Genomic DNA, 25,733 nt, shown 5'->3' with positions numbered 1-25,733 from the left:
GCGATTTAGCCGCCATCTGAAGTAACAGTCACACACGTCGATCACGGACACACTTACTGTCCAACAAGCCCCGCTCCGACACCCGAGGAACCCAGCCGTGGCCCGGCGCCGCTCCGGCGTAGTCTTTTGCCATGACGGCACAACGTGAGCAGGAATTCGATGTCATTGTGATCGGCGCCGGCGCCGTGGGCGAGAACGTGGCCGCCCGCGTGGTCCGGGGCGGACTCACGGCGGTGCTGGTCGAAGCCGAGCTGGTAGGAGGCGAGTGCTCCTACTGGGCCTGCATGCCCTCCAAGGCCCTCCTCCGGCCCGGCACCGCGCTCCACGGGGCCCAGAGCGTTCCCGGCGCGGCGGAGGCCGTCACCCGGACCCTGGACGTGGCTGCCGTCCTCAAGCGCCGCGACTACTTCACGTCGAACTGGCAAGACGACAGCCAGGTCAAGTGGGTTCAGGAGACCGGGATCGAGCTGATCCGCGGCCACGGCTGGATCACCGGCCCCCGGAAAGTCGAGGTAGCCGGGCTGGACGGCAACAGCTACTCCCTGTCGGCGCGGCACGCCGTCGTACTGGCGACGGGGTCCACCCCCACTATGCCGCCCATCGAAGGACTGTCCGACGTCGAGTACTGGACGACGCGGGAAGCGACCTCCGCCCGCGAGGTTCCCGCCCGGCTCGCCGTGCTCGGCGGCGGAGTGGCCGGCACAGAACTCGCCCAGGCCTTCGCGCGGCTGGGCGCCGCCGTGACACTCGTGGCCCGCGGCAGCCTGCTCGGCGCATTCCCGGCGGAGGCGTCGAAGCTCGTCGCGGCCGGGCTGCGCGCCGACGGCGTCGACCTCCACCTCCACACCGGGACGAGCAGCGTCAGCGAGAACGAGGACGGTTCCCTCACCCTTGCGCTCGACGGCGGACGCACCGTCACCGCGGACAAGCTCCTCGTCACCACGGGCAGGCACCCCGCCCTGGAAGGACTAGGGCTCGAAAGCGTGGGACTTGCCCTGGCCGAGGGCAAGGGCCTGAGGCTCCGCACCGACTCCACCGGCCAGGTCATCGGCGCGGCCGGCGACGGCAATCCCTGGCTCTACGCGGCCGGCGACGCCGCCGGGAAGGTCTTGCTCACGCACCAGGGCAAGTATGAGGCCCGGGCCACGGGCGACGCCATCGCGGCCAGGGCCAGGGGTGAACTCAACGGCAATCCGGTGCCCTGGAGCCGCTACGCCCGGACGGCCGATGACCACGCCGTGCCTAACGTGGTGTTCACGGACCCGGAGCTGGCCAATGTGGGCCGCAGCGTCCAGCAGGCCGAAAAGGACGGTTACCGGGCGTCCTCCGTGGAACTCCCCATCCAGGTGGCCGGGTCCTCGCTGCACGCCGAACACTACGAGGGCTGGGCGCAGCTGGTGATCGACGAGGACCGCAGGCTCCTACTCGGCGCCACCTTCGCGGGGCCGGACGTGGCCGAACTGCTGCACGCCGCCACCATCGCGATCGTCGGCGAGGTGCCGCTGGACCGGCTCTGGCACGCTGTGCCGTCCTACCCGACCATCAGCGAGGTGTGGCTCCGGCTCCTCGAAGAATACGGGCTCTGAGCCGCTCACCGCCCTCTGCCGGGCGGCGGCTGCTGCGTCCCGCGCATTCTATTTGAACTGACCGGTCAGTTCGGTTAGCCTTGGTAGACATCCATCTGCGAAAGGCTCCCTTTGCTCCGCGTGCACCACCTCTCAGTGAACGGCAGACGGGACAAGCTGCTTCCGGCCACCACCCTTCAGGTCAAGCGCGGCGAACTCCTGCTGGTTTCCGGCAACCGCCAGGACCAGCGCACCGCCCTGGCCCTGGCCCTGACCGGACGCATGAAGCCCTCCAGCGGCCGTTTCACCTGGGACGGCAGCGCCAGGATCAAGAACCTCCGGCAGGCGAGCGCCGTGGTGGATGCCCCCGGGGTCAACGAGCCGGAGCAGCACCTGAGCGTGCGCGACCTCGTGACCGAGGATCTGGCCCTCGTTCCCCGGCGCTACCGCGGCGGGCTGCTCAGCAAACCCTGGCTCAAGGTGAACCGCTTCGAGGACATCGCCGGGTTGTGGACCGAACAACTCACGGCCGCCCGGCGGATCCATCTCCTCACGGCCCTCGCCCTCGCCAACCCGGCCACGGACCTGCTCGTGGTGGATTCCCCGGACCGCCACGGCGCCGATCCCGCGGACTGGCTGACGCGACTGGAGGACCTGGCGCACGACGCCGGGCGGCCGCTCGCCGTCGTCGCCACCGTCACGAGCATCCCGGCGGGCTGGGACGGCCGCTGCGCGGCCATCGGCAACGCGGCCGCCACCGACCCTGCCGGCATCCCCGCTGAAGACGACATTTCCCCTGAACAACCAGGTGCCCTCGAATCATTCGAGGCCTTAGAAACCGAGGACGTTAAGTGACTGTGCTGCGGCTGGCCCGCTCCGAACTCAAGCGCATGACCGGCGGGCTGTTGCCCAAGCTGACCATCCTGGCGCTGACCATGGTGCCCCTTCTGTACGGCGCCGTGTACCTGTACGCCAACTGGGATCCCTACGGCAAGCTGAACCAGATCGACGCGGCGCTCGTGGTGGAGGACACCGGCGCCCCCGCCGCCGACGGATCCCGGCTTGAGGCCGGTAAAAAAGTCGCCGACAGCCTGGTGGACGGTCACGTCTTCAACTGGCAGACGGTCTCCGACACCGAAGAAGCGGACAAGGGCGTCAGCGACGGCAAGTACGCCTTCGCCCTGAAGATCCCCAAGGATTTCTCCGCGAACCTGGTCTCCCCCGGCAGCTTCGACGCCGCCAACCAGGCCATGCTCAATGTCACCACCAACGACGCGAACAACTACCTGCTGGGCACCATCGTGGACAAGCTCACCACGGCCGTGCACACCACGGTGGCCACCGAGGTCGGAGAGGAAACCGCGAACCAGCTCCTCACCGGCTTCGGGACCATCCACTCCAAGATGCTCAAGGCATCCGACGGCGCAGGGAAACTCTCCGACGGCGTCGCCAGCCTCCACGACGGGACAGTCACCCTGCACCAGGGCACAGGCGAGCTCAGAAACGGCGCCGCGGAGCTCTACAAGGGCCAGCTTAAGCTCCGGGACGGCGCCAACGCGCTCAGCAGCGGCGCCGGCCAGCTCGGCGCCGGACTCACCCAGCTCAAGGACAAGACCGCCACCTTGCCGGCCGATTCCCGGGCACTCGCGGACGGCGCCGCGCAGGTGGCGGCCGGGAACGCCGCGCTCAATACCAAGATGCAGGCGCTGGCCGGCCAGGTGGCCGCCAGCGATCAGGCAGCCGCCCAGGCACAGCGCAACCGGGTGGTCGCCTCCAACGGCCGGCTCGTCGGCGCCGGAACCATCACCCCCGCCCAGGCAGAGGCAATCCTGGCGGACTTCGATGCCAACCCGGCCCCGCCCGGGTCCGCGGGCCCCGCAGCTGCCCTCAAGACCGCAGCAGGGCAGATCCAGCAACTGGCGGACGGGTCCGCTGGCGTCAGTGCGGGCGCAGCCAGGCTAGCGGCAGCCACTCCCGCCCTCGGCGGGGCCATCAGCCAGGCATCCACCGGCGCGGACCAGCTCTCCAGCGGCGCCGCAACCCTCGCCGCCGGGCAGCAGAGTGCACTCGACGGTGACGCAAAACTCTCCGAAGGCGCACAGAAGCTCGACGACGGTGCCGCGCAACTCGAGACCGGGGCCGCCACGGCCTCCGACGGCGCGGGCACCCTTGCCGCTGAAATCGCCAAGGGCGCCGGGCAGGTCCCCAATCCCGACGACACCCAGAAGAACAGCGTCGCCAAGGTGATGGCGGATCCGGTGGCCGTCAGCAACGTCTCACAGGCCAAGGCCGGCTCCTACGGCGCGGGGCTCGCCCCGTTCTTCCTCACGCTGGCCCTGTGGATCGGCGTATTCATGCTGGTCCAGGCGATGCGGCCCGTTACCCAGCGGGCGCTGGCGTCCAACGCCCCCGCGTGGAAAATCGCCGTCGGCGGCTGGCTTCCCTTCCTGGCCGTCTCGGCCCTCCAGGCGAGCCTGCTCACCCTCGTGGTCGATGTGGGCCTGGGCCTCAACCCCGCCCACCCCTGGCTGATGTGGTTCCTTATGCTGGCCGCTGCCATGGCGTTCAGCGCGATCATCCAGGGCGTCGTCGCCTTGCTCGGCACGCCCGGCAAGCTCGTGGTGCTCATCCTGCTGGTGCTCCAACTGGTCTCCTCCGGAGGCACGTTCCCGTGGCAGACCACACCCCAGCCGCTCCACGTGGTACACCAGCTCCTGCCCATGGGGTACGTGGTCAACGGCATGCGGCACTTGATCTACGGCGCGGACCTGGCCGTCATCCTCCCCACAATGCTGGGGCTGCTTGGCTACACATTGCTGGGAATTGCCATGTCCACACTCGCCGTCCGGAAGCACAAGTTTTGGACCCTGAAGACCCTGAAACCGGAGATCGCCGTATGAGCACGGAGGCAGGCGCCACCGGGGTCCCCGGCGACACAGAGGCGGTCGACTCCGGAAAGAAGCTCCGCCCGGCCCGCACCAACGCGACCCGGCAGAAGCTTTTCGAGGCTTCCATGGAACTGATCGGCGAGCGCGGCGTTGCAGGGGTGACGGTCGATGAGATCGCCGCGTCCGCCGGGGTGTCCAAGGGCTCCGTCTACTACAACTTCGGCAGCAAGTCGGACCTGGTCGCCCAGTTCCTGCGCCACGGGGTGGACATCCTGCTGGCACGGCTGCTGAGCGTCAAGGACGAATCGGCGGACCCGCTCGTGGCGATGGAGGGGATGATCGGGCAGGCCATGGATTTCATGGCGGATTACCCCGCGTTCGCCCGGCTCTGGGTCAGCGAAAACTGGCGGACCCGCAGCGAGTGGCAGGACACCTTCGCCGAGCTGCGCGGCAGGCTGCTCGCCGTGGTGGGGGCTGCTATTGACGCGGTGGCTGCCGCATACGCGGTGGACCCGAAGGTTTCGCGGGGCAGCCTGGAGACAGCCATCTTCGGGGCCTGTTTTGTGGTGGGCCTGGACCGGCAAACCTACAACCCGGAACGGACACGGGAGCAAAGTGTCGCCGCAATCATGGCGTCCGTGCGCGGCTACGTGATGAAGTAGCCCTTCTCGGGGATGATTGTCCACATGCGTCACATGGGTAACAGCGGCAAGATGGCCATCGGAGCGTTTCTGGCTGCCCTCGCGTTGCTGGTGCTGACCGTCGTGACCCTGCACGGGACGGTGGCGCTGTGGTTCCTGGCCGCCTCCGTCGCCGCCTATGTGGCGTGCGTGTCCGAGGTGGTCATCCGACGGCGCCACAGGACGCTGGTGGCCAGTGGGATCGGCAGCATCCTCTTCATCGCGTTCGGCATCGCGTTCCTGCGGCAATGGGGGCTGGCTTTCAACGCCGATCCGGACGCGATGTCCACCCGGGTGGATTCCGAGCATCCGGACCTGTACTTCTACCTCGCCGTGGCCGCCGGTGCGCTGACATTGCTGCTGCTTTTCGCCGGCACGGTGCTCCCCGGCAGGCGCCGGGGGGCCGCGTCTTCCCCGCGACGCCGCCCCGCGACGGCCTCGCGGACAACATCCCGGACGCCTACGAACCGGACAGCTACTAACCCGGCAACCAGGAATCCGGCAGCTGCGAACCGTGGCCAGGTTTCCCGGGTTTCAGGCCCACGGGGCGCACCGGGCGGGACCTCGACCAAAGGGGCAGCCCCGCGGCCCGCAGCCAAGGCCCCGGCGAAATCCGCCGCTCGTCGCCCCTCCGCGACCACTTCGCCCCGCCGCTAAGCGCGCATCCGCAGATTCCACGGCCGGGCCACCGCCGTCGTCAGGCCGGCCAGCGGGACCAGCCGAGTGAGCGGCGCAGCGGCGGTCGACGGGTTCAGAGGTTCCGGGGGTGGTCGTCCCTGGTTCCGTCGTTGTCCGGATTTACGGTCTGATCCTCGGCGGGATTCCGTGCACTGCGGTCCCGGCGCAGCTCGCCGCCCGTTGCCCCGCCGGGCGTTTCCGCCTGGACGTCGCCGCGTTCGCTGGTGACCACGTCCGGATCCACTTCGTCGGCCTTGCGCAGCTGTTCCTGGGCGCCGGCCCGGACGTCCTCGGCCTCTGCCTGGCGGTCGCGGGCCTCCTCGCGCAGACGCTCGGCCTCGACTTCCGCCTGCTTGGCGTCCGCCTCGGCACGTGCGGCCTTCGCCTCGCGCTCCCTGGCGCCAATCTCGTCGGTCCTGGCTTTCTCGCGCATCTCCACGGCCCGGTTTCGGTCCTCGGCTACCTTGCGCCTGCGGCTGACCATGATTGCCGCTGCGGCGATGGCGAGCACCACAACGACGCCGATGATGATCCCGATGAGCTGTCCTGAATCCACGATGATCCACCTTTTCTCTGGGCCCCAATGAAAATCAAGGGGTAAACAGGATCAGTAAACCGCAGAATCGACCGTGAGGCCATGCACTAGGGGCCGGATTATGGACGACGGCGGCCCCACTAGCCGCTACTTGGGGCGGGGAACCTTGAAATGCGTGAGCCGGGCATCCTGTCCGTCCAGCTCCGCCCAGGTTTTCTCGGTCTCCATCACGGTCAATGCGCTCGTGGGGTACCGAGTGGCGGCGTCCATATAGGCATCATGGTCGGAATCACGCGAGGCCAGGTGCATGGCCAGGTCCTGGACGCCGGGCATGTGGGAAATCACCATCAGCGTGGTGACGGTGTCCGGGACATGGTTGATCACCGCGAGCATGCGCAGCGCGGAGGCGGCGTAGAGACCGTCCTCCAGCTTCGGCGTCGGAGCCTTGTCGCCCAGCTCGCTGCATACCCAGGTGCAGGTCTGCCGCGTCCGGAGCGCACTGGAACAGAGGATGAAGTCGGGGACCACGCCGTGCTTGAGCAGCCATTGCCCGGCCAACGGCGCCTCCCGGTGGCCGCGTTCCTCCAGCGGGCGGTCGTGGTCCGCGACGCCGCCTGGCCAGTCCGCCTTGGCGTGCCGCATGATCACCAGCCGTTTGATGTGATGCGCACTCATGGGTCAAGCCTAGTGCTGACGCCGTTCCCCCGGGCATCACACCGGCGCCGGGGTCAGTCGTCCAGGACGAACGTCACTTCCAGCACGACGTGCCACGCGACCACAGCGCCGTCGTTGACCTCCACCTTCTGGTCCTTGACCCAGGCGCCCGTGACATTGCGCAGAGTCTTGTTGGCCCTTTCGATCCCCTCTTTGATCGCGTCGTCGAACGAGGTCTTGGAGTTCGAGCTCAGGGTAGTAATACGTGCAACAGACATGGTTCCTCCCAATAGTCGGATCAACGCTCAGAGCCTACGCCGGAGCCCCGAAACCCAACAGAGTCCAAGAGCCGCCCGATGCGCGAGAAACGATCACAGGACGAGCGAAAGCGCCCGTCCCCACAAGAGGGACGGACGCTTTGCGCAGGCCAGAAGCTAGATCGAGTATTCCGGAGCGGCCCAGACAACCACCTCGGGGTGCTCGTAGAAGCGGTAGCCCTGGCCTCGCACCGTGCGCACGGTGTTGGCGAGACGTCCAAGCTTGGAGCGCAGCCGGCGGATGTGCACGTCGATGGTGCGCTCATTCGGCACCTCTTCGGCGTTACGCCACAGGCCCTCGAGGAGCTCGTCGCGGCCCACGGTGCGGGTGCCGTTCTCCACGAGGTAGTTCAGGAGCTCGAATTCCTTGAACGTGAGGTTCAGGGATTCGCCGTCGAGGTGCACCTCGCGGCGAGCAAGGTCGATGAGGACGCCGGTGGGGCGCAGATCCTGCGGCTGCTGGAGCCGGCCGGTCTCGGCACGCTGGCGGGCGCCGACAGTGGGGTCACCGAAGGTGGAACGGACGACGTCGAGCGCGGAACCCGGGGTGCTGGCCGGCGCAACGGCGACTGCCGCGTAGCTTTCAGCGCCGGCCACCAGGGACTGGGCGTAAGCCCGGATCTCCTGGGCCAGCTTGGCGATGGAGGTTCCGGCCGCCGCGGCGGTCTCCTCGTCGATCCCCATGTACAGCACGAAGCCCCGGGCCACGTTGTCGGCCGGGACAGGGCGGAGCGCGGTGCCCTCACCCGGGGCGATCACGGGAGTCGGCGCCGTGGCGGGCGACGCGGGAACGGCCCGGAGCTGGCCGTAGGAGTTCGGGTTATAGCCCTGCGCTGCGTAACCCGGGGCCGGGAAGCTGCTGCCGGATCCCGCGGGGACGAACGGCGTGCGGCCGCCGAAGCCTTGGCGGATACCGGAGGCCTGGCCGGCCTTGCTGGCGTTACGGACGGAGATGTGGACGTATCCGGATGCAACTGACATGGATTGCTACCTCAAAAGTGAATGGCCGTGCGCGGATCGAATGCTGCATTTCCCCGCAATGGAAGTGGGGAGGGGCGCCCTACGCTGGACTGGGGGCGAATGCCTAGAAAACTATCTGGGGTGGAGACGTTTAGGCGTGCATTCGACAACAGCGCATCTCGAAACCAGCGGGTGTGCTGGTCCAGGAAGCTGCGGCTGCAGGTGCTGTTGAGTTCTTGTTCACAAGTGAAGTGTGCAACGTAACAATGAAGACTTGCAAGTAACAATGGGCCGCCAAGTCCACACTGTGAGACTAAAAGCGGAAATGTAGTACAAATCACAGTTCTTCCACGCCGAGCGAAAACCAAGTGTTTTGCAGAATGGACGTTCGGTAATTAAGGTAGGCCGAAGATCGTTCGGCACAAACAGCGTTACGTTCAGTTTTATTCACTCGAAATCAAGCCGTCGAAAACCTATGTCTACTTAGCATTAAATGTCCACTGTCCCACAGGGTGGTCATTGCATCCAGCTCACGACGCTGGGGTTCACAGCTTCCGCACAGTATCTCCAAAGCCGCACCTCACCGGAAAGACGGAAGGTTGTCCCATGGCCACCTCGCACTCTTTGACCAACAACCTTCCCCAGCTCTCGCATCCGGACGGCTCCCCGATCCGGGCGCTCGTGGTGGATGACGAGCCCAGCCTCTCCGAGCTCATGAGCATGGGGCTGCGGATGGCCGGGTGGTCCGTCGCGATCGCGGCCGACGGCCCCGCGGCGGTCAAGCTCGCCAAGGACTTCCGCCCCGACGTGCTGGTTCTGGACGTGATGCTCCCCGGCTTCGACGGCGTCGAACTCCTCGGCCGGATCCACGCGTTCGCACCTAAGGTCCCTGCCCTGTTCCTCACCGCCAAGGACGACGTCCAGGACCGGATCACGGGCCTCGCCGCAGGCGGGGACGACTACGTCACAAAGCCCTTCAGCATGGAGGAAGTCCTGTTGCGCCTGCACCGCCTCGTGCAGCGCTCCGGCGTCGCCGCGACGGACTCCGCCGAACTTGTGGTGGGGGACCTTGTCCTCAATGTCGATACCCGCGACGTCACCCGGGCCGGGGAGGAACTTCACCTCACCGCGACGCAGTTCGAGCTGCTGCGCTACCTCATGGAGAATCCCAAGCGCGTCATCAGCAAGGCCCAGATCCTGGACCGTGTCTGGGACTACGACTTCGGCGGCCAGGCCAACATCGTCGAACTGTACATTTCCTACCTCCGCAAAAAGGTCGACGCCGCCCACCCGCCCATGATCCACACCGTGCGGGGCGCCGGCTATGTCCTGAAGCCGGCGGACTGATCCGTGCCCACACCTTCCGGTGAGGTCCGCGCCCCCGGGCGCGACTGGCGCGACCCCTCCACCTGGCACCTGCGCACCCGGCTGGTCCTGGTCGCCATGGGCCTGCTCGTGGCGATCTGCGGCGCCGTCGGGCTGTTCAGTTACGCCTCCATGGACCTGTTCCTCACGAAGCAGCTCGACGCCCAAATCGGCCAGGCGTCCGAGCGTGCCCGCGAATTCGGCCGCCCCGCGCAGGGCATTGCCGGCGGCAGGCCCGATCCCCTGGACGCCAGGGGCCAGGGCGTTGGCACGCTCAATGCGCGGATCCTCAACGGCGCCGTCAGCCGCGCCGGCTTCCTGGCCGGAGACGCCACGCGGAAGAGCCTCTCCCCCGGCGACGATGACGTCCTGCTCGAACTCGCGCCCAACGGTATCCCGGCGGACCGCACCCTGTCCGCCGGCGACTACCGGCTCACGGCGGTGCGGGCTCCCTATGGCGACGTGATCATCACGGGGCTTCCGCTGGCGGAGAAGCAGAACACCCTCGCCTCGCTCGTCTGGACCATGCTGGTCGTGTCCGGCGGGGGCCTCGTCATCATCGGACTCGCGGGCACGGCGCTGATCCGCCGGACCATGCAGCCGCTGGAACAGCTGTCGGCGGTGGCCACCCAGGTCTCCCGCTTACGGCTCGACGCCGGCGAGGTGGCACTCGCGGTGCGCGTGCCGGCGTCGGCAGCCCACCCCGGCACGGAAGTGGGCAGCGTGGGCCATGCCCTCAACCAGATGCTCGACAACGTCTCCAACGCGCTCGAGGCCCGGCAGCAGAGCGAAACGAAGGTGCGCCAGTTTGTCGCGGACGCGTCCCACGAGTTGCGCACCCCGCTGACCGCCATCCGCGGCTACACCGAGCTGCTGCGGATGAGCGAACATTTCACGCCCGACGGTGAGCAGTCCCTGGCCCGGGTGCAAAACCAGTCCTTGCGCATGAGCACCCTTGTGGAGGACCTGTTGCTGCTGGCACGCCTGGATGAGGGCCAGCCGCTCAAGCCGAGCGACGTCGACCTCACCCAACTGGCGATCGAGACGGTCAGCGACGAGAAGGTCATGGCGCCGGACCACACTTGGCAACTGGAGCTCTCCGAAGAGCCGGTGATGGTCCGCGGCGATGCGGCGCGGCTCCACCAGGTGCTTGCCAACCTGCTGTCCAACGCGCGCAAGCATACCGAGCCCGGGACGACCGTGGTCACGGGGGTCATGCGCTCCCCCGGCGGCGGCGCCGTCGTGACGGTCACGGACAACGGCGCCGGGATCGACCCGGACTTTGTGGGCCGGATCTTTTCGCGCTTCGCCCGGGCCGATCCCTCGAGGCATAACCCCGCCGCGGCCATGGTCCGGGCCGGCAGCCCGTTGGCCGCCGGAACGCCGGTGGGAGCACCGACGCAGGGCACCTCCGAAGGGACCAGCGGACTGGGACTCTCCATCGTGCAGTCGATCGTGGAGGCCCACGGTGGAACCGTCGGTGTGACCTCCCGGCCGGGCAGGACGGAGTTCGTCGTCCGCCTTCCCGCCGCAGGCCCGCCATTTCGACGGTTCCCTGCGCGTTAGACGTTCGGCAGCATCGAGTGGGCGCGGCGCCGTCGAAGCGGGGTCATGAGAGAGCCGCCACGCACAAGTCGACGCACCGCCGTAGCCGTTCCTGTTATCAAAATGTGACTTCTACGTGGGACTCCTGTACCGTTTTTAGGGTGCGGCCGCTACTGTGGCCGCATATCCGGACTGACGCCAAGCTCTGCCGCTTGCCGGATTCCGCTCGACCAGGCAGAGGCGGGGAACCCAGAGTTCCCGGGCATCCAGCAACTTTGCACCCTTGGGGTGAAGCCGACACGTGAGGTTCCGTGCGGCCGGATATCGCATCCGAACCCGACAGCTAACTCCGCAGGCGTTGAGAGGCGATCATGACTGACTTCAAGGTACACCCGCGCCCTGAGGGGGATTCACGGACATCCCGTGCGGCGTCCTCCCGCCACCGCGCCGAGCCCGCCAAGCCCGCGTCGGCCCTGTCCCGGTTCACCGCCGGCCTTGGATCCACCGGCCGCCGCGCCGCCCTCGTCGCCACCGCCTGTGCGGTGCTCGTCGGGGTTGGCGCATCCGGCCAGGCCGCCGACACCGCCAACCACAGCGCCAGCGACGCCAGCTCGACCGCGGCCCCCAGCACCGCCGCGCCGCTCACGCACCTGGACTTCGAACGGGTCCGCGTCACTTCACAGGAAGCCCTGCCCTCCGTGGCCGGCGTCGCGCCCCAGTCCGCCAAGGTCAAGCCCGCCGAGGCACCCGCACCCGCACCGGCGCCTGAGCCGGCGCCTGCACCGGCGCCTGCGCCCGAGCCGGCAAAGCCCGTTGCCGTCGACGATCCTGCCGGTGCGCAGGCCTACGCCGCCGCCCAACTGGGCAGCTACGGTTGGGCGCCGAGTGAGATGCAGTGCCTCCTGAAACTCTGGACCAAAGAGTCCGACTGGAAGACCACGGCCACCAACGCCAGCAGTGGCGCCTACGGAGTGGTCCAGTCCCTGCCCGCCGAGAAGATGGCGAGCGCCGGCGCCGACTACCGGACCAACTACCGGACCCAGATCAACTGGGGCCTGAACTACGTCAAGCAGCGCTACGGGTCCCCCTGCGGTGCCCTGAACTTCCACTACGCCAACAACTGGTACTGAGCCCGCAGCCCCCAAGGGCCGGCCTGCGCTGAGGCGTCTAGCCGTTGGGCCTGCCGGGGAGGCACTGCACGGCCCATTTGTTGCCGTCGGGATCGGCAAAGTAGACGAACTGCCCCCAGTCCTGGACGTCGACGTCGCTGACGTCCACGCCGTTGGTCTTGAGCTGCTGATACGCGGCCTGGATGTCGCTGACCACAATCTGCAGACTCGGGGCGGTCCCGGGCGGGGCATCGGTGAGCCCCTCGCCAATGGCGATCGAGCAACCGGAGCCTGGCGGGGTCAGCTGGACGAAGCGGACGCCGTCCGAGGGCCGCTCGTCGTAGTCGGCGTTGAAGCCGACTTTGTTGACGTAGAAGTCCTTGGCGCGGTCCACATCGGACACGGGGACAAAGACGAGTTCAAGTTTCCAGTCCATGGCGCACAGGCTAGCCCGGACCATGGATTTCCGGAAGGGACCAACGGCCGGCCCAGTCCGGCGGCTCCGCTGACGCGGCTGTTCAGCCGGCGATGCCGTAGAGGCGGTCCCCGGCATCGCCCAGGCCCGGCACGATGTAGGACTTCTCGTTGAGCCTCTCGTCAATGGATGCCAGGACGATGGTGACGTTGGCGTCGGCGAGCTCTTCCTCCAGCTTGGCCAGGCCCTCCGGGGCGGCGAGCAGGCAGATGCATGTGACGTCGGAGGCGCCGCGCTTGAAGAGGAACTTGATGGCCTCACGCAGGGTACCGCCGGTGGCCAGCATGGGATCCAGGACGAAGATCTGGCGGTCTGTGAGGTCCTCGGGGAGGCGCTCGGCGTAGGTGATGATGTCCAGGGTTTCTTCATCCCGTGCCATGCCCAGGAATCCGACCTCAGCGGTGGGGACCAGCTTGGTCATGCCTTCGAGCATGCCGAGGCCGGCCCGCAGGATGGGGACCACCAGCGGGGTGGGTTTGGTGAACGCTGTGCCGACCGTGGTGCTGACCGGGGTCTCGATGGTCACCGGTTCGGTGCGGACCTCGCGGGTGGCCTCGTAGGCCAGGAGGGTGACGAGTTCCTCGGTGAGCTGGCGGAAGACCGGCGACGGAGTGTTCTTGTCCCGCAGAACGGTGAGCTTATGGGCGACCAGCGGGTGGTCCACAACGAGAGTGCGCATGGGTCAAAACTATCACCCGGCCGGCGTGGGTCCGCCCGTGGGACCGCCGGCGCCGACGTCGTCCTTGTCCCCTTGAGCGCCGCCGGCTGCGGCACCGTCGCCAAGGTGCGCCTCGTTGTCAAAGGTGGGCGCGGGCCCCGCGTGTTCGCGGTGCCGCAGCACATGGAAGAGCCGGTGGGCCAGGATCACGATCCCCAGCCAGGCCAGCCCCAGCAGCCACCCGAAGATCACATCCGTCATCCAGTGGTGGCCCAGGTAGACCCTGCTGAGGCCCATGGCCGCAACGAAAATCACACCCGCCGCGATCAAAGCCACGCGGGCCATCATCCGTTTCACCTGCAGGCAGGCCAAGTACACGACCACCCCGATCACCACGGTGGTGTTGAGCGTGTGGCCGCTGGGGAACGACGGTGAGTTCTCATAGGGTGGGACCGCGTCGGCGTGGTCCGGGCGGGTCCGGCCCACCAGCCTCTTGCCAAAGGCGGTGGCGGTGATGGACACCGCCGCCGCGCCGCCGACCAGGATCAGCGGCCGCCAGGTCCGGCTGACCCAGATGAGCCACGCCGTGAGGATGCTGGCCAGGATCGGCATGCCGATCCCGCCACCGATATTGGTGAAAGCCGTCACGGCCGAGTCCAGGGCCGGGCTGCGCAGTTGCTCCACCCAGGCCAGCGTGGGCTTGTCCAGGCTCGCGAGGCCGGCGTCGTCCACGACGTTGTCGTACACCTCGGCGCCGAGGAAGGCCAGGAAGACGACCACCAGGCCCCCGGCCAGCAGGGTGATCCACAAAGCGGCGTAGGGGACTACCCATTTCCCCCAACGCTCAGTTAAGGCGTTCACGACCGTCTCCTACTCTTCTCTGTTGCACAGCCTACTTAGCGTCGAAACTATCATTGAGCCATGACATCACCTGAGCCCCGCCATGCCGAATGGATGGGCCTCGCCCTCGACGAGGCCCGGCGGGCGCTTGCCACCGGTGACGTCCCGATCGGCGCCGTCGTGATCGGGCCCGACGGCGCGGTGCTCGGGTCGGGGCGCAACGAACGCGAAGCCCTCGGGGACCCGACGGCGCACGCCGAGATGGTGGCCATCCGCGAGGCCGCGGCCCGGCTGCAGATACGAAGCGCCCAGGCCGGAAAACCGGGAGACGGCTGGCGTTTGGAGGACTGCACGCTGGTGGTGACACTGGAGCCCTGCTCGATGTGCGCCGGGGCCGCGGTGCTGGCCCGGATCCCCAGGGTGGTGTTCGGCGCCTGGGACGAAAAAGCCGGGGCTGCGGGCTCCGTGTTCGACATCCTCCGCGAACGCCGGCTCAACCACTGGGCCGAAGTGTATGCGGGGGTCCGGGAGCAGGAATGCGCCGCGCTGCTGCGGGACTTCTTCGCCGGACACCGCGGACGCTGAATCCCGGACACCCCGGTTCTCCCTCTTCCTCATTCGCATCGCCCGAGCCCTACAGGCCGGCAGGGGATGCGCCCGCGGACACCGCCAGCGCGTCGATCCGTTTCTGCCGGGTGGCCGGCGAATCGAGGCTGAAGGCGCGGAAGTCGCCCAGGTCTTCCCGGATCCAGGCCTCCACCTCGGCAATCCGCCGCATCACCGCGGGGGTCGGGGCGTGGAACAGCCAGGGCACAATCCGCTCCCTGCCCGGTTCGTACTGCCAGAGCCCGATGATCCGGCCTCGGTCCAGGATCGGGTGGTCCGGGAGGTCCGCCTGCAGCGCCAGGGAGGCCATGACCTTCTTGTCCCGATCGGCCTCGTCGAGCAGGTCCGCCGCGTTGCGGCGCAGCAGCACGAGCGAATCCGTCCCGGCCAGCAGCTGGATCTGCTCTCCCGCGGATTCCTCGAACGCAGCGAGGCGGCCGACGTCGTCGGGCAGCATCCACATCCCCGCTCCCCCGGCGGCGGTCTCCGCGGTGGGCACCTCCACGGCGCCGACGGCGGCCAGCGCGGCCCTGCTCTGTGCCACGGTAAAGCCCGTGAACCATTGCGACTGCTTGAACGTGGCTCCGCCGGTCCACCCGAGGTACCGGCGGACCAGCTCGGTGCGGGCGCCGTCGTCGTCAAACGGGCTGGGCGGAAGACCCCAGGCCTCGTAGGCGTACCGCTGCTGGTCAAGTCGTCCGTTGGCCGGGACGCGGCGGATCCGCCCCTGGGACTGCAGGATTCCGAGGGCGGTGGGCAGCGTAGTGGTGGCGCCCTTTCGCTTGCCTTCCTCGCCAAGGTTGCGCACGGAATCGCCGAGCTCCTCCTTGAGCTGGCGCGGATCCAGGGGCGCGCCGGCCTCGGCTAGCGTGTGCAGTACCTGCTCCTCCAGCAGCGCGATTTCGCCGCGGTCGACGCCGAGCCGGCCGAGCACCCTGAACGTCGCCTCCGCCGCGTCCAGGCTTAGCTGCAGCGACCAGGCGAAATCGTCACGGCCCAGGACATAGGTGCAGCCGCGCGCCGTGGGGAGTTCGAGGATCCGGTGCGAGAGGACGTCGGCATCCACCTGTTCGCGGCGGATGCCGGCCCGGGCAAAGAGCGTGAGGTAGGGGTTGGCGCCGCCCACGGAACGAGCCCAGCCCGCCCGGGCAAAGACCTGTTCGGCGGTACAGCCGGCCAGCGAGCCGTCCAGACCCTGTTTGTGCCAGGCCCAGGCCCGGAGCCGTTCCGGGGTGAGCGTCCCGGCCGGAGGCATGTGCGCGGTCACGGACTCGGTACTCAGCGGCTCAGGCGTCATGGGGTTCCTAGCGCGGGTCGAAGCCGAGGGAGTAGGCGGCCCAGGCATCGGGGGTTTCGCGCAGGGTAACGTCCAAGCCGGCCAGCTCTCGCCCGTCCTGTCCCTCGCGGATCCGGGCTGCCACGGCGTCTGCGATGTACCGGGCCAGGGCCTCGGTGGTGGTCAGCTTCCCGGCGAAATCTGGGTGCTCGTCCAGGTTCTGATAGTTCAGCCCAGCAAGGATCGAATCCAGCACTTCGCCGGCCTCGCCGATATCGATCACGATCGAGTCCTCATTCAGCGTGCGGCGGCGGAAGGTCACCTCCGTGACGAAAGTGGCGCCGTGCAGGCCCTGGGCGGGGCCGAACGCCTCCCGCGGGAGGCTGTGGGCGATCATGAAGTTGCGGCGGACGGTCAGGCTGAACACGGACGTTACCTCGTAGCTTCTGTTGTGGCGGGTTCGGTGGCGGGGTCTTCACTCACCGGGTACTCAATGACGTGGCACAGCGCTTCCCGCGTGCCGTCCGAGAGCTGCTGGACGACGTCGGGCAGCTCTGCGAGCGGGGATGAGCCGGTCAGGAACACGTCAAAGCCCGGATCGCGCAGCAGGGAGACGGCGAGCCGGAGCCGGTCGGCGTTGGTGCGGCGGTGGCGGCGTGCGCGGGCCACGACGCCGACCTGGCTGGCACGGATGGACAGCCGGCGTGCGTGGAAGTCTTCGCCCAGAGGCACGGTGACTTTGCGGTCGGCGTACCAGGACATTTCGATGACGTCGCCGTCGTCTCCCGCGAGCTGCAGGGCGCGCGCAAGGCCAGCCTCCGAGGCGGAGCAGTGGATGACGATGTCGCAGTCCGGCAGGGCGTCGTCGGGGTGGCTGAAGTCAACGCCGAGGGTTTCGGCGAACGCGCGCTTGGCGGGGTCGACGTCGACCAGTTGCAGCCGTCCCAGCGGAAAGTCGCTGAGAAGCTTGGCCACCATGCCGCCGACGAGCCCTGCTCCGATTACGGTGACGCGGTCGCCGAGGCGCGGGCCTGCTTCCCAGAGCCCGTTGATCGCCGTCTCGACGGTGCCGGTCAGCACCGCGCGGCGGGCGGGAACATCCTCCGGGACCACAGTGAGCGACTCCACCGGAACGACGTAAAGGTCCTGGTGCGGGTACAGGCAGAAGACCGTTTTGCCCAGCCATTCAGCCGGGCCCTCTTCGACGACCCCTACGGACAAATAGCCGAACTTCACCGGTCCGGGAAAGGAGCCTTCCTGGTTCGGCGCGGCCATTTCCGCGGCGACGCACTCCGGAACTCGGGCGTTGTGGACCACGAGTTCGGTGCCTTTGCTGATGCCCGAAAACAGGGTACGCACGAGGGCTTCATGCGGTCCGGGCGCGGGCAGGACCTCACGCCGGAGCTCACCTTTCTCGGGTCCGACGGTCCAGTAGGCGGTGGCTGCGGTCTGCTGGTGGGTCTGCTGTTGAGAGTTGCTCATCTTGCTGACGAATCTAGTCCCGTGGGGCTGCGCGGGGAAGTGTTGTCCGCCCCGGCGTGCCGTCGCGTCCGGCACGGAGGGCGCCGTTTTGGGGATGAGCGCATTGCTCCGGTACCCTATACAGGTTGGTGACGTGTCCGAGCGGCCGAAGGTGCAACACTCGAAATGTTGTTTGGTGAAAGCCAACGTGGGTTCAAATCCCACCGTCACCGCCAGATAGCGAGGCCCCTGCTTCCCTTTGTTTACAAGGCAAGCAGGGGCTTTTGCTTTGCCCGTGCCGGCGTGCCCGGCCGGAAAGAGTCTGAGGCCCTACATGCCACCCGGCCGCTGGTCACCCTTGTGGGTCCGCAGGTTATCCTGCACCTTCCCGAACATATCCTTGATGGCAGTCTCCGTGCTGGTGAGCTTGTCCGGTTGGACGTAGACCTGCTGGGTGGGCGGCAGGCTGTAGTGGGCGGGCATGCCGCCCGCGCCGTCCACACCGGCCAGGACGAGAGTCACTCCGCCCTCCTTGCGCGCGATGGCGCCGATCCGGCCAAACACCAGGGTGAACTCGTCCGGCTCGAAGCTCACGGTCAGTCCGACATGTGTCCGGTCAAGATCGCTTGCCGTGACGGCCTTCTCGTTACCGGTCCCCGAATAGCTCATGTCCATCTCCTGTGGCGTTGGTGGCGTTGTACGCGAGCAGTCTATGTCCGGGCCCCGGAGGGCGGATAGGCCCGCACTGGTGCACAATGCCTCTATGACCAATGACGCTCCCCGCCCGGTCTACTTCCTCTCGGACAGCACGGGCATCACCGCGGAAACGCTCGGCAACACCTTGCTGACCCAGTTTCCCGAGAACGACTTTGACCGCATCACGGTCCCCTTCATCACGACGATCGACCAGGCGCGGGCGGTGGTCAACGTCATCGACGGGCTGGCCGTTACCGGCCTGCGTCCCATCGTCTTCTCCACCGCGGTGGGCAGCGAGATCCGCCAGACCCTCGCCAAGTGCGAAGGAATCGTCGTGGACCTGATCGGGACGCACGTCGGCGTGCTGGAGAGCGCCCTTGGCACGACGGCCAGCGGGGAACCCGGACGGGCCCACGGGCTGGGGAACGCGGCCCGCTACCAGTCCCGGATGGCCGCCGTCGAATACGCCATGGAGCACGATGACGGCCAGAGCCTGCGCGCCCTCGAAAAGGCGCAGGTGATCCTGGTGGCCCCGTCCCGCTGCGGCAAGACGCCCACCACCATGTACCTGGCGCTACAGCACGGCATTTTCGCGGCGAACTTCCCCCTGGTGGACGAGGACTTTGAGAAGGAAGGGCTACCCCGCCCGCTCCGGCCCTTCATTTCGAAATGCTTCGGCCTCACCACCAACCCACTGCGCCTGAGCCAAGTCCGCACCGAGCGCCGCCGCGGCTCACCGTATGCGTCGCTGCGGCAGTGCGGTTTTGAGCTGCGCAGCGCCGAGCGTTTGTATGTGTCCCACGGGATTCCGTACCTGAATTCGGCCAGCGTGTCCGTGGAGGAAATGGCCGCCACCATCCTGCAGCGGATGAATCTCAAGCATTAGGGAAATTTTTCACAATCACTGTGTGGCGCAGGTCATGTGGAAACACCGGCGCAGACCTGTCAGTGTGGGGAAGACTTCCGCCTATCAGCCGGCCTTCGCCGGACGCAGGGCGGCGCCCCGGCATGCCACCCAACTGCAAAGGAGCAGCAACCATGACGACAGACATCCTGTGGTTCTCGGACCTCGGACTCAAGGACCTGGACCGGGTAGGCGGCAAGAACGCCTCCCTCGGCGAAATGGTTCAGAATCTGACCTCTGCCGGCGTTCAGGTACCGGACGGCTTCGCCACGACGGCGGACGCCTACCGCAGCTTCCTGGCAGATTCGGGCCTGGGTCAAAAGATTGCCGACAGGCTGGTGGGCCTCGATACCGATGATGTGACGGCGCTGGCCGCAGCGGGCCAGGAGATCCGGGGCCTGATCCGCGAGACGCCGTTCCTGCCCGATTTCGAGACGCAGGTCCGCGCCGCCTACCAGCAGCTCGTGGACAAGCACGGCGGTTCCGAGGACCTCTCCTGGGCCGTCCGTTCCAGCGCGACGGCGGAAGACCTCCCGGATGCCTCCTTCGCCGGTCAGCAGGAGACGTTCCTGAACGTCCGCGGCATCGAGAACATCCTGGTGGCCATCAAGGACGTCTTCGCCTCGCTCTACAACGACCGCGCCATCGCCTACCGGGTGCACCACAAGTTCGAGCACGCCGAGGTGGCACTCTCGGCGGGAATCCAGCGGATGGTGCGTTCCGACGTCGGCGCTTCCGGCGTGATGTTCACCATGGACACCGAATCCGGCTTCCAGGACGCCGTGTTCGTCACCTCCTCCTACGGCCTGGGCGAGGCCGTGGTGCAGGGCGCGGTCAACCCGGACGAGTTCTACGTGTACAAGCCGGCGCTGCTGGCGGGCCGGCCGGCCATCCTCAAACGCGGCCTCGGCGAAAAAGCGCTCCAGATGACCTACACGAGCAACCGCGAAATCGGCCACACCATTGACTTCGTTCCGGTCGAGGCGTCGCTGCGGAACCGCTTCAGCCTCACGGACGACGACGTCGAGCAGCTGGCACGCCATGCCCTCGCCATCGAAGCCCACTACGGGCGCCCCATGGACATCGAATGGGGCAAGGACGGGATCGACGGCGGCCTGTACATCCTGCAGGCGCGCCCGGAGACCGTGCAGTCCCGCCGGCCCACCGGCCAGCGGACCCGCTTCCGCCTGCACGAGACCGGCCGGGTGCTCTCCGAAGGCCGCGCCATCGGGCAGCGCATCGGTGCCGGCCGCGTCCGGATCCTCACCGCCATCGATCAGATGGCCGCCTTCAAAACCGGCGACGTCCTCGTCGCGGACATGACGGACCCGGACTGGGAACCGATCATGAAGCGCGCCTCCGCGATCGTGACCAACCGGGGCGGCCGGACCTGCCACGCGGCCATCATCGCCCGCGAACTGGGGATCCCCGCCGTCGTCGGCACCGGGGACGTCACTGACGTCCTCTCCGACGGCCTCGAAGTGACCGTTTCCTGCGCCGACGGCGAGACCGGCTACATCTACGAGGGACTCCTGGACTTCAGCGTCGAGGAAACCGAGATCACCCAGCTGCCCGAGGCCCCGGTGAAGGTCATGATGAACGTCGGCACCCCGGAGCAGGCCTTCACCTTCGCGCAGCTGCCCAACCACGGCGTGGGCCTGGCCCGGCTTGAGTTCATCATCAACCGCCAGATCGGCATCCACCCCAAGGCGCTGCTGAACCTGGACGAGCAGCCGGCGGACGTGGCCGCGGAAATCCGCGAGCGGATTGCGGCGTATGACAGCCCGCGGGATTACTACATCAAGCGCCTGGCCGAGGGTGTGGCCACGATCGCCGCGGCGTTCGCACCGGAGCCGGTCATCGTCCGGATGTCCGATTTCAAGTCCAACGAATACGCCAACCTCATCGGCGGACCGGCGTACGAACCGCACGAAGAGAACCCGATGATCGGCTTCCGCGGCGCCTCCCGCTACCTGGAGCCGTCCTTCCGGGACTGCTTCGACCTGGAGTGCGAGGCCCTGTCCTTCGTGCGGAACGAGATGGGGCTGACCAACGTCAAGCTGATGATCCCCTTCGTACGCACCCTGGACGAGGCCAGCGGCGTGATCAGCCTGCTCGCGGAGAACGGCCTGCGCCGCGGCGAGAACGGCCTTGAGGTCATCATGATGTGCGAGCTCCCGTCGAACGCCCTGCTGGCCGACGAGTTCCTGGACTACTTCGATGGGTTCTCCATCGGCTCCAATGACATGACCCAGCTGACCCTGGGCCTGGACCGGGACTCCGCCATCGTCGCGGGCAGCTTCGACGAGCGCGACCCGGCGGTCAAGAAGCTCCTGAGCATGGCGATCAAGGCCTGCAAGGAGCGCGGCAAATACGTGGGCATCTGCGGCCAGGGACCTAGCGACCATGCGGACTTCGCCCAGTGGCTGGTCAGCGAGGGCATCGACTCCGTCTCGCTGAACCCCGACACCGTGGTGGACACCTGGCTCCGGCTCGCCGGCACCGCAGCGGGCGCCGGGGCAGGCGCCGGGGCGAGCTAGGGTTCTTCGCCGGAGCCGCGGGAGGCCGCGGGGCAGGTTCGCGCCTGTCCCGCGGCTACCCTGAGTCATGACCGATCAGCATAGGACCTGGCACGAGGGGCACAAAGCCACCCTGACCAAAGGCCAGCGCGCCGCCGACATCATGCGGAACGGGATGGGGAGTTGGCCCTTCGTGGGCGGCTTCATCGGCTTCATGCTGATCTGGGCCGCCATCAACACCCTGGCGCTGGCCACGAATTCCTGGGACCCGTACCCCTACATCCTCCTGAACCTCCTGCTGTCCATGCTGGCCGGACTGCAGGGTGCCATCCTCCTCATCGCCGCCAAACGGCAGGACGCGATCGCCGCGGCGATGGCCCAGCACGATTACGACACGAACGTGAAGGCCAAAGAAGAGATCGAGCTGCTGATGACCATCAACAGCCAGCAGCTGGAAATCCTGCAGGAACTCAGAGAGCTGGCCACGGTGCGGGCCGTCAGCTGACCGTCTGGCGGGCGGTCAGCCCGCGGCCATATTGACGGCCCAACCGGTCCTGAGTACGGTCGTGCGCATCAAGCCCGCATCCGCACACCCGCATACCCGCATCCGCACAGGAGGCTCCATGGGCAGCGCCGACTACGAATTCCAGACCGTGTGGCGGGTGGCTGGCAGCCCGGATGAAGTCGCCGCCGTGCTCGCTGACGGCACAGGCCTGCCCCGCTGGTGGCCGTCCGTGTATCTGCGCGCCGAACCCCTGCCCCGTTCCACTGACGGCGACGCCGGCATCCCTCCATCCGTGCGTCTTCACACCAAGGGCTGGCTGCCCTACACGCTCCGCTGGATCCTCACCGTCACGGAACCGGTCACTAACCGCGGTTTTGCGCTCGCCGCTGCAGGCGACCTCAACGGAACAGGCCGCTGGATCTTCGAGCAGGACGGCCCGGAGACCGTCATCACCTACGACTGGCGTGTCAGCGCCGCCAAGCCGCTGCTCCGCCGGCTGAGCTGGCTCATGAAACCTGCCTTCGCGGCCAACCACCGCTGGGCCATGGCCCGCGGCCAGGAAAGCCTCGCCCTCGAACTGCGACGCCGACGCCACGGCAGCGAACCCTGGTCCGTCCCCGAGCCCCCGCCGCCCACCTTCCGGCGGCTGTTCCGCCGAGGTTAGGGCCGGACAGCGGCCGGGCACCTGCCCTGACCACCTCCACTGGGCACCTGCACTGGCCACCTCCACTGGACATTTGCACAGGACCGGCCCGGTATTGCCGTCGACTAGCCCATTGAGGCGCGGCTTCCTTTCGCGGTTAGCTGGGTCACATCAGCGTTTGCTCCCTTGACCTAGGACACATCGTGACTTTGCAGACAGATCGGGCCGGCGGCGCCCCGGCAGCCCAGACCAACGCTCAGACCCGCGGCGGCGACGAGCTGCCCGCCGGCGGACTCTGCGCAGAAGACTGCCACTTCTGCTGGGGACCTGAGACGGACTGACACCCCGACTGCAGCCGGCGGCTGCGCCACAGGCTTTCGCAGCGCGGTAGAAATGCGCCGCTAGAATCAAGGGATAGCCCGCGGACGGTAAGAGCCTGCGGCGCAATCGTGACTTGCCGCTGCCGAAGCCGCCACTGAAGCCGCTGCCGAAGGGAGTGTTCCGTGCGCACTGCCAACCGGACACCCTTCCACGGTTTGCGCTCGGCCCTGGTGGCGCTGACGGTTGTTTCCCTCGCCGCCGGGGCCCACGTCACCGCCGGCGGCCACCTCCCTTCCCCCGGAATCGTGCTGGCTCTCCTGGCCCTCACCGGGCTGGCCTCCACGGCCGCGACCCGTCTGAAGCTCAACGCCCCGGCCCTGGCGGCCCTGCTGGGGGCCGGTCAGCTGGCGCTGCACGCATCTTTCACCTCGCTGAACGGGCCAGGATCCGGGTCCGGGTCCGGCGCCACCGTGCCGCACCACACCGGCTCGGCCTGGGTGCCCGCCGTGGCAGACCACACCCGGCTTCATGAGGCGGACCCCGGCCTTTCGCTGCTGATGCTCGCCGGCCACGCGCTGGCAACGCTCGCCTGTGCCGTCCTCCTCGCCAGGGGCGAGGACGCCCTCTGGTCGCTCTCCGCATGGCTCCGCCCGCTCGTCCACCTCCCGGCCCCGGTAACTCCCGACGCCGTCGCGGCGCCGCCCGCAGCTGGCCGGCACGAGGAGTCTGTACCGCTGCCCTGGCGCAACCTCCGCCCCGATTGCCGCCGCGGGCCGCCCGCCGCCGCCGTCGTCGTCGTCGTCGTTTATTGACGTTCCTCCCTGACTCTCTTCCCTGCCGCGGCAATCCGCCACACAGCTCAGCCGCGCCGCCACCCCATTTTTGTGCGCCTGCCCGCAGCGCCAGCGCACGCCCGAAAGGCACTCTCCCATGCGCAACACCAAGAACGCGGCCGCCCTCCGCCGCGCCCTCTCCGCCGCTGCCGTCGCCGGCGGAACCGCCGTGCTGATGCTCGCCGGCGTCTCAGGCGCCTCGGCCCATGTCGGCGTCACCCCGGACAAGACCGCCGCGAACTCCTACGCCTTGCTCACCTTCGGCATCCCGCACGGGTGTGAGGGATCCGGCACCACCAAGGTGACCATCACGCTGCCCGCCGAACTCAACGACGCGCAGCCCACCGTGAACCCGAACTGGACGGCCCAGAAGGTCATCGATCAGCTGCCCGAGCCGAAGAAGCTGGCGGACGGAACTTCGATCACCAAGCGGACCAGCCAGATCGTCTATACGGCGAAGGCCCCGCTGGACCCGGAACTCCGGGACGCCCTGGTGCTCTCGGTCAAGCTCCCGGACGCTGCCGGAAAGACCCTCTACTTCCCCACCCTGCAGGATTGTGAGCAGGGCCAGACCGACTGGTCGCAGGTTCCGCAGGAAGGACAGGACGCGCACGCCCTCAAGTCCCCGGCTCCGTCGGTCGCCGTTAGCGCCGCCGCCGACGGGCACGGCGCGGACGGGCACGCCACCGACGGGCACACCACGGACGGGCACGGCGCCCCGGCGGCCGCCGCCTCGGACACGGCACCCGCCGCGACCTCGGTACAGGCCGCGGCGGTGACGGACGACGGCGCGCAGGCCCGCAGCTGGGCCGGACTCATCGCCGGGATCGGAGGACTGGCCCTGGGAGGCGCGGCACTGCTGCGGCGCCGCGGCGCCCCCAAGGACTAGCTGACCTCGATTGATGCCCGGAAATCACAATCCGGGCATCAATCGGGCGCTGCCGTCGTGGCGTCGTTGACTCAGGCAACAGCGGGCACCAAGGTGGTGCCATGACGGCTCAGCGAATCATCAACGGACTCGTATTCACGACGGCGGCTGCCGCGGCAGCGCTCCTGCTCAGCGGTTGCGGGGGCAGCACCGCGCAGTCCCAGACATCGAGCGCACCGGCGTCCTCCCCGGCCAGTTCGGCGAGCCAGCCGGCGGCGGCATCCGGCGCGGCCAAGGGCACCACCCCTGCGCCGGCGGCGCCTCCTGCGCCGCCCGCCCAGGCGACCGCCCAGTCCGGCACCGCGCTGTGCAAGGCAGCCGGGCTCGCAGCAACCACCGATGCCACCGGCGGCGGCGCGGCCGGCAGTGTCTACATGCAGCTGATCCTGACGAATTCCGGCGCCGAGCCGTGCCTGCTGAAGGGTTTTGCCGGCGTCTCGCTGACCGCCGGCGCAAACGGGGACCCGATCGGCGCCCCGGCGGCGCGCGAGGAGTCCACCCCCGTTGCCGACGTGCTGCTGGCCCCGGGCCAGGCCGGAACGGCCACGCTGCGCTACACCCAGGCCCGCAACTACCAGGACTGCACCGTGGTTCCGGCGGCAGGTTTCCGGGTCTACCCGCCCGAAGACACCGCGTCCCTGTTCCTCGCCGAACCCCATGACGCCTGCAGCAACGCGGGCATCAACGTGTTGACCATCGGGGCGTTCACGGCCAAGTAGCCCTCGCGGCCCGGCCGCCCCCGCTTCCCGCGGCGGCCGGAATCCGCACCCCC

The 25,733-nt window shown here is 68.1% G+C and carries 28 protein-coding genes, 1 tRNA gene and 1 riboswitch; of the genes, 18 read left to right on the top strand and 11 right to left on the bottom strand.

Annotation, left to right across the window (positions count from 1 at the left end):
* Positions 1-131: 131 nt before the first annotated feature.
* The 5 genes from BJG92_RS03640 (at position 132) to BJG92_RS03620 (ending at position 5,790) form a co-directional block, all read left to right on the top strand.
* On the top strand, positions 132-1,586 hold the full coding sequence (locus tag BJG92_RS03640; RefSeq protein ID WP_232082665.1) for an NAD(P)/FAD-dependent oxidoreductase: 1,455 nt from the start codon (positions 132-134) through the stop codon (positions 1,584-1,586).
* A gap of 111 nt (positions 1,587-1,697) precedes the next feature.
* Positions 1,698-2,420: an ABC transporter ATP-binding protein gene (locus BJG92_RS03635; RefSeq protein WP_232082664.1), complete on the top strand. Its 723-nt coding sequence runs from the start codon at positions 1,698-1,700 to the stop codon at positions 2,418-2,420.
* Positions 2,417-4,465, top strand: coding sequence for a YhgE/Pip family protein (locus BJG92_RS03630; protein WP_232082663.1), 2,049 nt, complete (start codon positions 2,417-2,419; stop codon positions 4,463-4,465). The genes BJG92_RS03635 and BJG92_RS03630 overlap by 4 nt, the downstream gene beginning before the upstream one ends.
* The gene (locus BJG92_RS03625) at positions 4,462-5,115 is read left to right on the top strand and encodes a TetR/AcrR family transcriptional regulator (protein ID WP_232082662.1); all 654 of its coding nucleotides are present in this window, start codon (positions 4,462-4,464) and stop codon (positions 5,113-5,115) included. Before BJG92_RS03630 ends, BJG92_RS03625 begins: the two co-directional genes overlap by 4 nt.
* A gap of 24 nt (positions 5,116-5,139) precedes the next feature.
* Entirely contained in the window at positions 5,140-5,790 is a 651-nt protein-coding gene (locus tag BJG92_RS03620; protein ID WP_232082661.1) for a hypothetical protein, read from the top strand.
* A gap of 94 nt (positions 5,791-5,884) precedes the next feature.
* On the opposite strand, the gene BJG92_RS03615 is transcribed toward BJG92_RS03620, so the two are convergent.
* The 4 genes from BJG92_RS03615 to BJG92_RS03600 all read right to left on the bottom strand — a co-directional run bounded on the left by BJG92_RS03615 (position 5,885) and on the right by BJG92_RS03600 (position 8,298).
* Complete coding sequence (locus tag BJG92_RS03615) at positions 5,885-6,367, bottom strand: hypothetical protein (protein WP_232082660.1); 483 nt, start codon at positions 6,365-6,367, stop codon at positions 5,885-5,887.
* A 126-nt stretch (positions 6,368-6,493) separates the two neighbouring features.
* Positions 6,494-7,021: a histidine phosphatase family protein gene (locus BJG92_RS03610; protein WP_232082659.1), complete on the bottom strand. Its 528-nt coding sequence runs from the start codon at positions 7,019-7,021 to the stop codon at positions 6,494-6,496.
* A gap of 53 nt (positions 7,022-7,074) precedes the next feature.
* A complete protein-coding gene (locus tag BJG92_RS03605) occupies positions 7,075-7,278 on the bottom strand; it encodes a dodecin family protein (RefSeq protein ID WP_232082658.1) in 204 nt (67 codons plus the stop codon).
* Positions 7,279-7,434: 156 nt separating this feature from the next.
* Positions 7,435-8,298, bottom strand: a complete 864-nt coding sequence (locus BJG92_RS03600) for a winged helix-turn-helix domain-containing protein (protein WP_232082657.1) — start codon at positions 8,296-8,298, stop codon at positions 7,435-7,437.
* Between the two features lie 585 nt (positions 8,299-8,883).
* On the opposite strand from BJG92_RS03600, the gene BJG92_RS03595 reads away from it, so the two are divergent.
* The 3 genes from BJG92_RS03595 (at position 8,884) to BJG92_RS03585 (ending at position 12,317) form a co-directional block, all read left to right on the top strand.
* Complete coding sequence (locus BJG92_RS03595) at positions 8,884-9,624, top strand: response regulator transcription factor (RefSeq protein ID WP_232082656.1); 741 nt, start codon at positions 8,884-8,886, stop codon at positions 9,622-9,624.
* A gap of 3 nt (positions 9,625-9,627) precedes the next feature.
* Entirely contained in the window at positions 9,628-11,208 is a 1,581-nt protein-coding gene (locus BJG92_RS03590; protein ID WP_232082655.1) for a HAMP domain-containing sensor histidine kinase, read from the top strand.
* 182 nt (positions 11,209-11,390) lie between these two features.
* Positions 11,391-11,559: riboswitch (cyclic di-AMP (ydaO/yuaA leader) on the top strand.
* Positions 11,559-12,317: a hypothetical protein gene (locus BJG92_RS03585; RefSeq protein ID WP_232082654.1), complete on the top strand. Its 759-nt coding sequence runs from the start codon at positions 11,559-11,561 to the stop codon at positions 12,315-12,317. It overlaps the preceding riboswitch by 1 nt.
* Positions 12,318-12,354: 37 nt before the next feature.
* Here the strand turns inward: BJG92_RS03585 and BJG92_RS03580 are convergent, their stop codons facing one another.
* From BJG92_RS03580 to BJG92_RS03570, 3 genes are all read right to left on the bottom strand, one after another.
* Positions 12,355-12,732, bottom strand: coding sequence for a VOC family protein (locus BJG92_RS03580; RefSeq protein ID WP_232082653.1), 378 nt, complete (start codon positions 12,730-12,732; stop codon positions 12,355-12,357).
* A gap of 82 nt (positions 12,733-12,814) precedes the next feature.
* A complete protein-coding gene (gene upp / locus BJG92_RS03575; protein ID WP_232082652.1) occupies positions 12,815-13,450 on the bottom strand; it encodes a uracil phosphoribosyltransferase in 636 nt (211 codons plus the stop codon).
* A gap of 12 nt (positions 13,451-13,462) precedes the next feature.
* The gene (locus BJG92_RS03570) at positions 13,463-14,290 is read right to left on the bottom strand and encodes a phosphatase PAP2 family protein (protein WP_232082651.1); all 828 of its coding nucleotides are present in this window, start codon (positions 14,288-14,290) and stop codon (positions 13,463-13,465) included.
* A gap of 60 nt (positions 14,291-14,350) precedes the next feature.
* Between BJG92_RS03570 and BJG92_RS03565 the strand changes: the two genes are divergently transcribed.
* Positions 14,351-14,854 carry a nucleoside deaminase gene (locus tag BJG92_RS03565; protein ID WP_232082650.1) on the top strand — a complete coding sequence of 168 codons (504 nt, stop codon included), beginning with the start codon at positions 14,351-14,353 and terminating at the stop codon, positions 14,852-14,854.
* 49 nt (positions 14,855-14,903) lie between these two features.
* On the opposite strand, the gene BJG92_RS03560 is transcribed toward BJG92_RS03565, so the two are convergent.
* From BJG92_RS03560 to BJG92_RS03550, 3 genes are read right to left on the bottom strand one after another with little or no spacing between them, the layout of a single operon-like run.
* Complete coding sequence (locus BJG92_RS03560; protein ID WP_232082649.1) at positions 14,904-16,172, bottom strand: DNA glycosylase AlkZ-like family protein; 1,269 nt, start codon at positions 16,170-16,172, stop codon at positions 14,904-14,906.
* Positions 16,173-16,179: 7 nt separating this feature from the next.
* Positions 16,180-16,578: a 6-carboxytetrahydropterin synthase gene (locus BJG92_RS03555; protein WP_232082648.1), complete on the bottom strand. Its 399-nt coding sequence runs from the start codon at positions 16,576-16,578 to the stop codon at positions 16,180-16,182.
* Between the two features lie 5 nt (positions 16,579-16,583).
* Complete coding sequence (locus BJG92_RS03550) at positions 16,584-17,633, bottom strand: zinc-binding alcohol dehydrogenase (RefSeq protein ID WP_232082647.1); 1,050 nt, start codon at positions 17,631-17,633, stop codon at positions 16,584-16,586.
* Between the two features lie 127 nt (positions 17,634-17,760).
* On the opposite strand from BJG92_RS03550, the gene BJG92_RS03545 reads away from it, so the two are divergent.
* Positions 17,761-17,848, top strand: a tRNA-Ser gene (locus BJG92_RS03545).
* Between the two features lie 94 nt (positions 17,849-17,942).
* Here the strand turns inward: BJG92_RS03545 and BJG92_RS03540 are convergent.
* The gene (locus BJG92_RS03540) at positions 17,943-18,281 is read right to left on the bottom strand and encodes a hypothetical protein (protein ID WP_232082646.1); all 339 of its coding nucleotides are present in this window, start codon (positions 18,279-18,281) and stop codon (positions 17,943-17,945) included.
* Positions 18,282-18,375: 94 nt separating this feature from the next.
* On the opposite strand from BJG92_RS03540, the gene BJG92_RS03535 reads away from it, so the two are divergent.
* The 8 genes from BJG92_RS03535 (at position 18,376) to BJG92_RS03500 (ending at position 25,680) form a co-directional block, all read left to right on the top strand.
* On the top strand, positions 18,376-19,194 hold the full coding sequence (locus tag BJG92_RS03535; RefSeq protein WP_232082645.1) for a pyruvate, water dikinase regulatory protein: 819 nt from the start codon (positions 18,376-18,378) through the stop codon (positions 19,192-19,194).
* Positions 19,195-19,346: 152 nt separating this feature from the next.
* Positions 19,347-21,752 carry a phosphoenolpyruvate synthase gene (gene ppsA, locus BJG92_RS03530; protein ID WP_232082644.1) on the top strand — a complete coding sequence of 802 codons (2,406 nt, stop codon included), beginning with the start codon at positions 19,347-19,349 and terminating at the stop codon, positions 21,750-21,752.
* Positions 21,753-21,819: 67 nt separating this feature from the next.
* Positions 21,820-22,236: a DUF1003 domain-containing protein gene (locus BJG92_RS03525; protein ID WP_232082643.1), complete on the top strand. Its 417-nt coding sequence runs from the start codon at positions 21,820-21,822 to the stop codon at positions 22,234-22,236.
* Between the two features lie 118 nt (positions 22,237-22,354).
* On the top strand, positions 22,355-22,900 hold the full coding sequence (locus BJG92_RS03520; RefSeq protein WP_232082642.1) for an SRPBCC family protein: 546 nt from the start codon (positions 22,355-22,357) through the stop codon (positions 22,898-22,900).
* A gap of 182 nt (positions 22,901-23,082) precedes the next feature.
* Entirely contained in the window at positions 23,083-23,220 is a 138-nt protein-coding gene (locus tag BJG92_RS03515; protein WP_232082641.1) for a hypothetical protein, read from the top strand.
* Positions 23,221-23,382: 162 nt separating this feature from the next.
* Positions 23,383-24,012 (top strand): hypothetical protein, encoded by a 630-nt coding sequence (locus tag BJG92_RS03510; protein ID WP_232082640.1) that lies wholly within the window; start codon positions 23,383-23,385, stop codon positions 24,010-24,012.
* 118 nt (positions 24,013-24,130) lie between these two features.
* Positions 24,131-24,922: a YcnI family protein gene (locus tag BJG92_RS03505; protein ID WP_232082639.1), complete on the top strand. Its 792-nt coding sequence runs from the start codon at positions 24,131-24,133 to the stop codon at positions 24,920-24,922.
* A 101-nt stretch (positions 24,923-25,023) separates the two neighbouring features.
* Positions 25,024-25,680, top strand: coding sequence for a DUF4232 domain-containing protein (locus BJG92_RS03500; protein ID WP_232082638.1), 657 nt, complete (start codon positions 25,024-25,026; stop codon positions 25,678-25,680).
* Positions 25,681-25,733 lie beyond the last annotated feature (53 nt).

The sequence above is a fragment of the Arthrobacter sp. SO5 genome, from assembly GCF_020532805.1.
Classification (GTDB): Bacteria; Actinomycetota; Actinomycetes; order Actinomycetales; family Micrococcaceae; genus Arthrobacter.
This window is presented reverse-complemented; position numbering and strand designations above follow the sequence as displayed.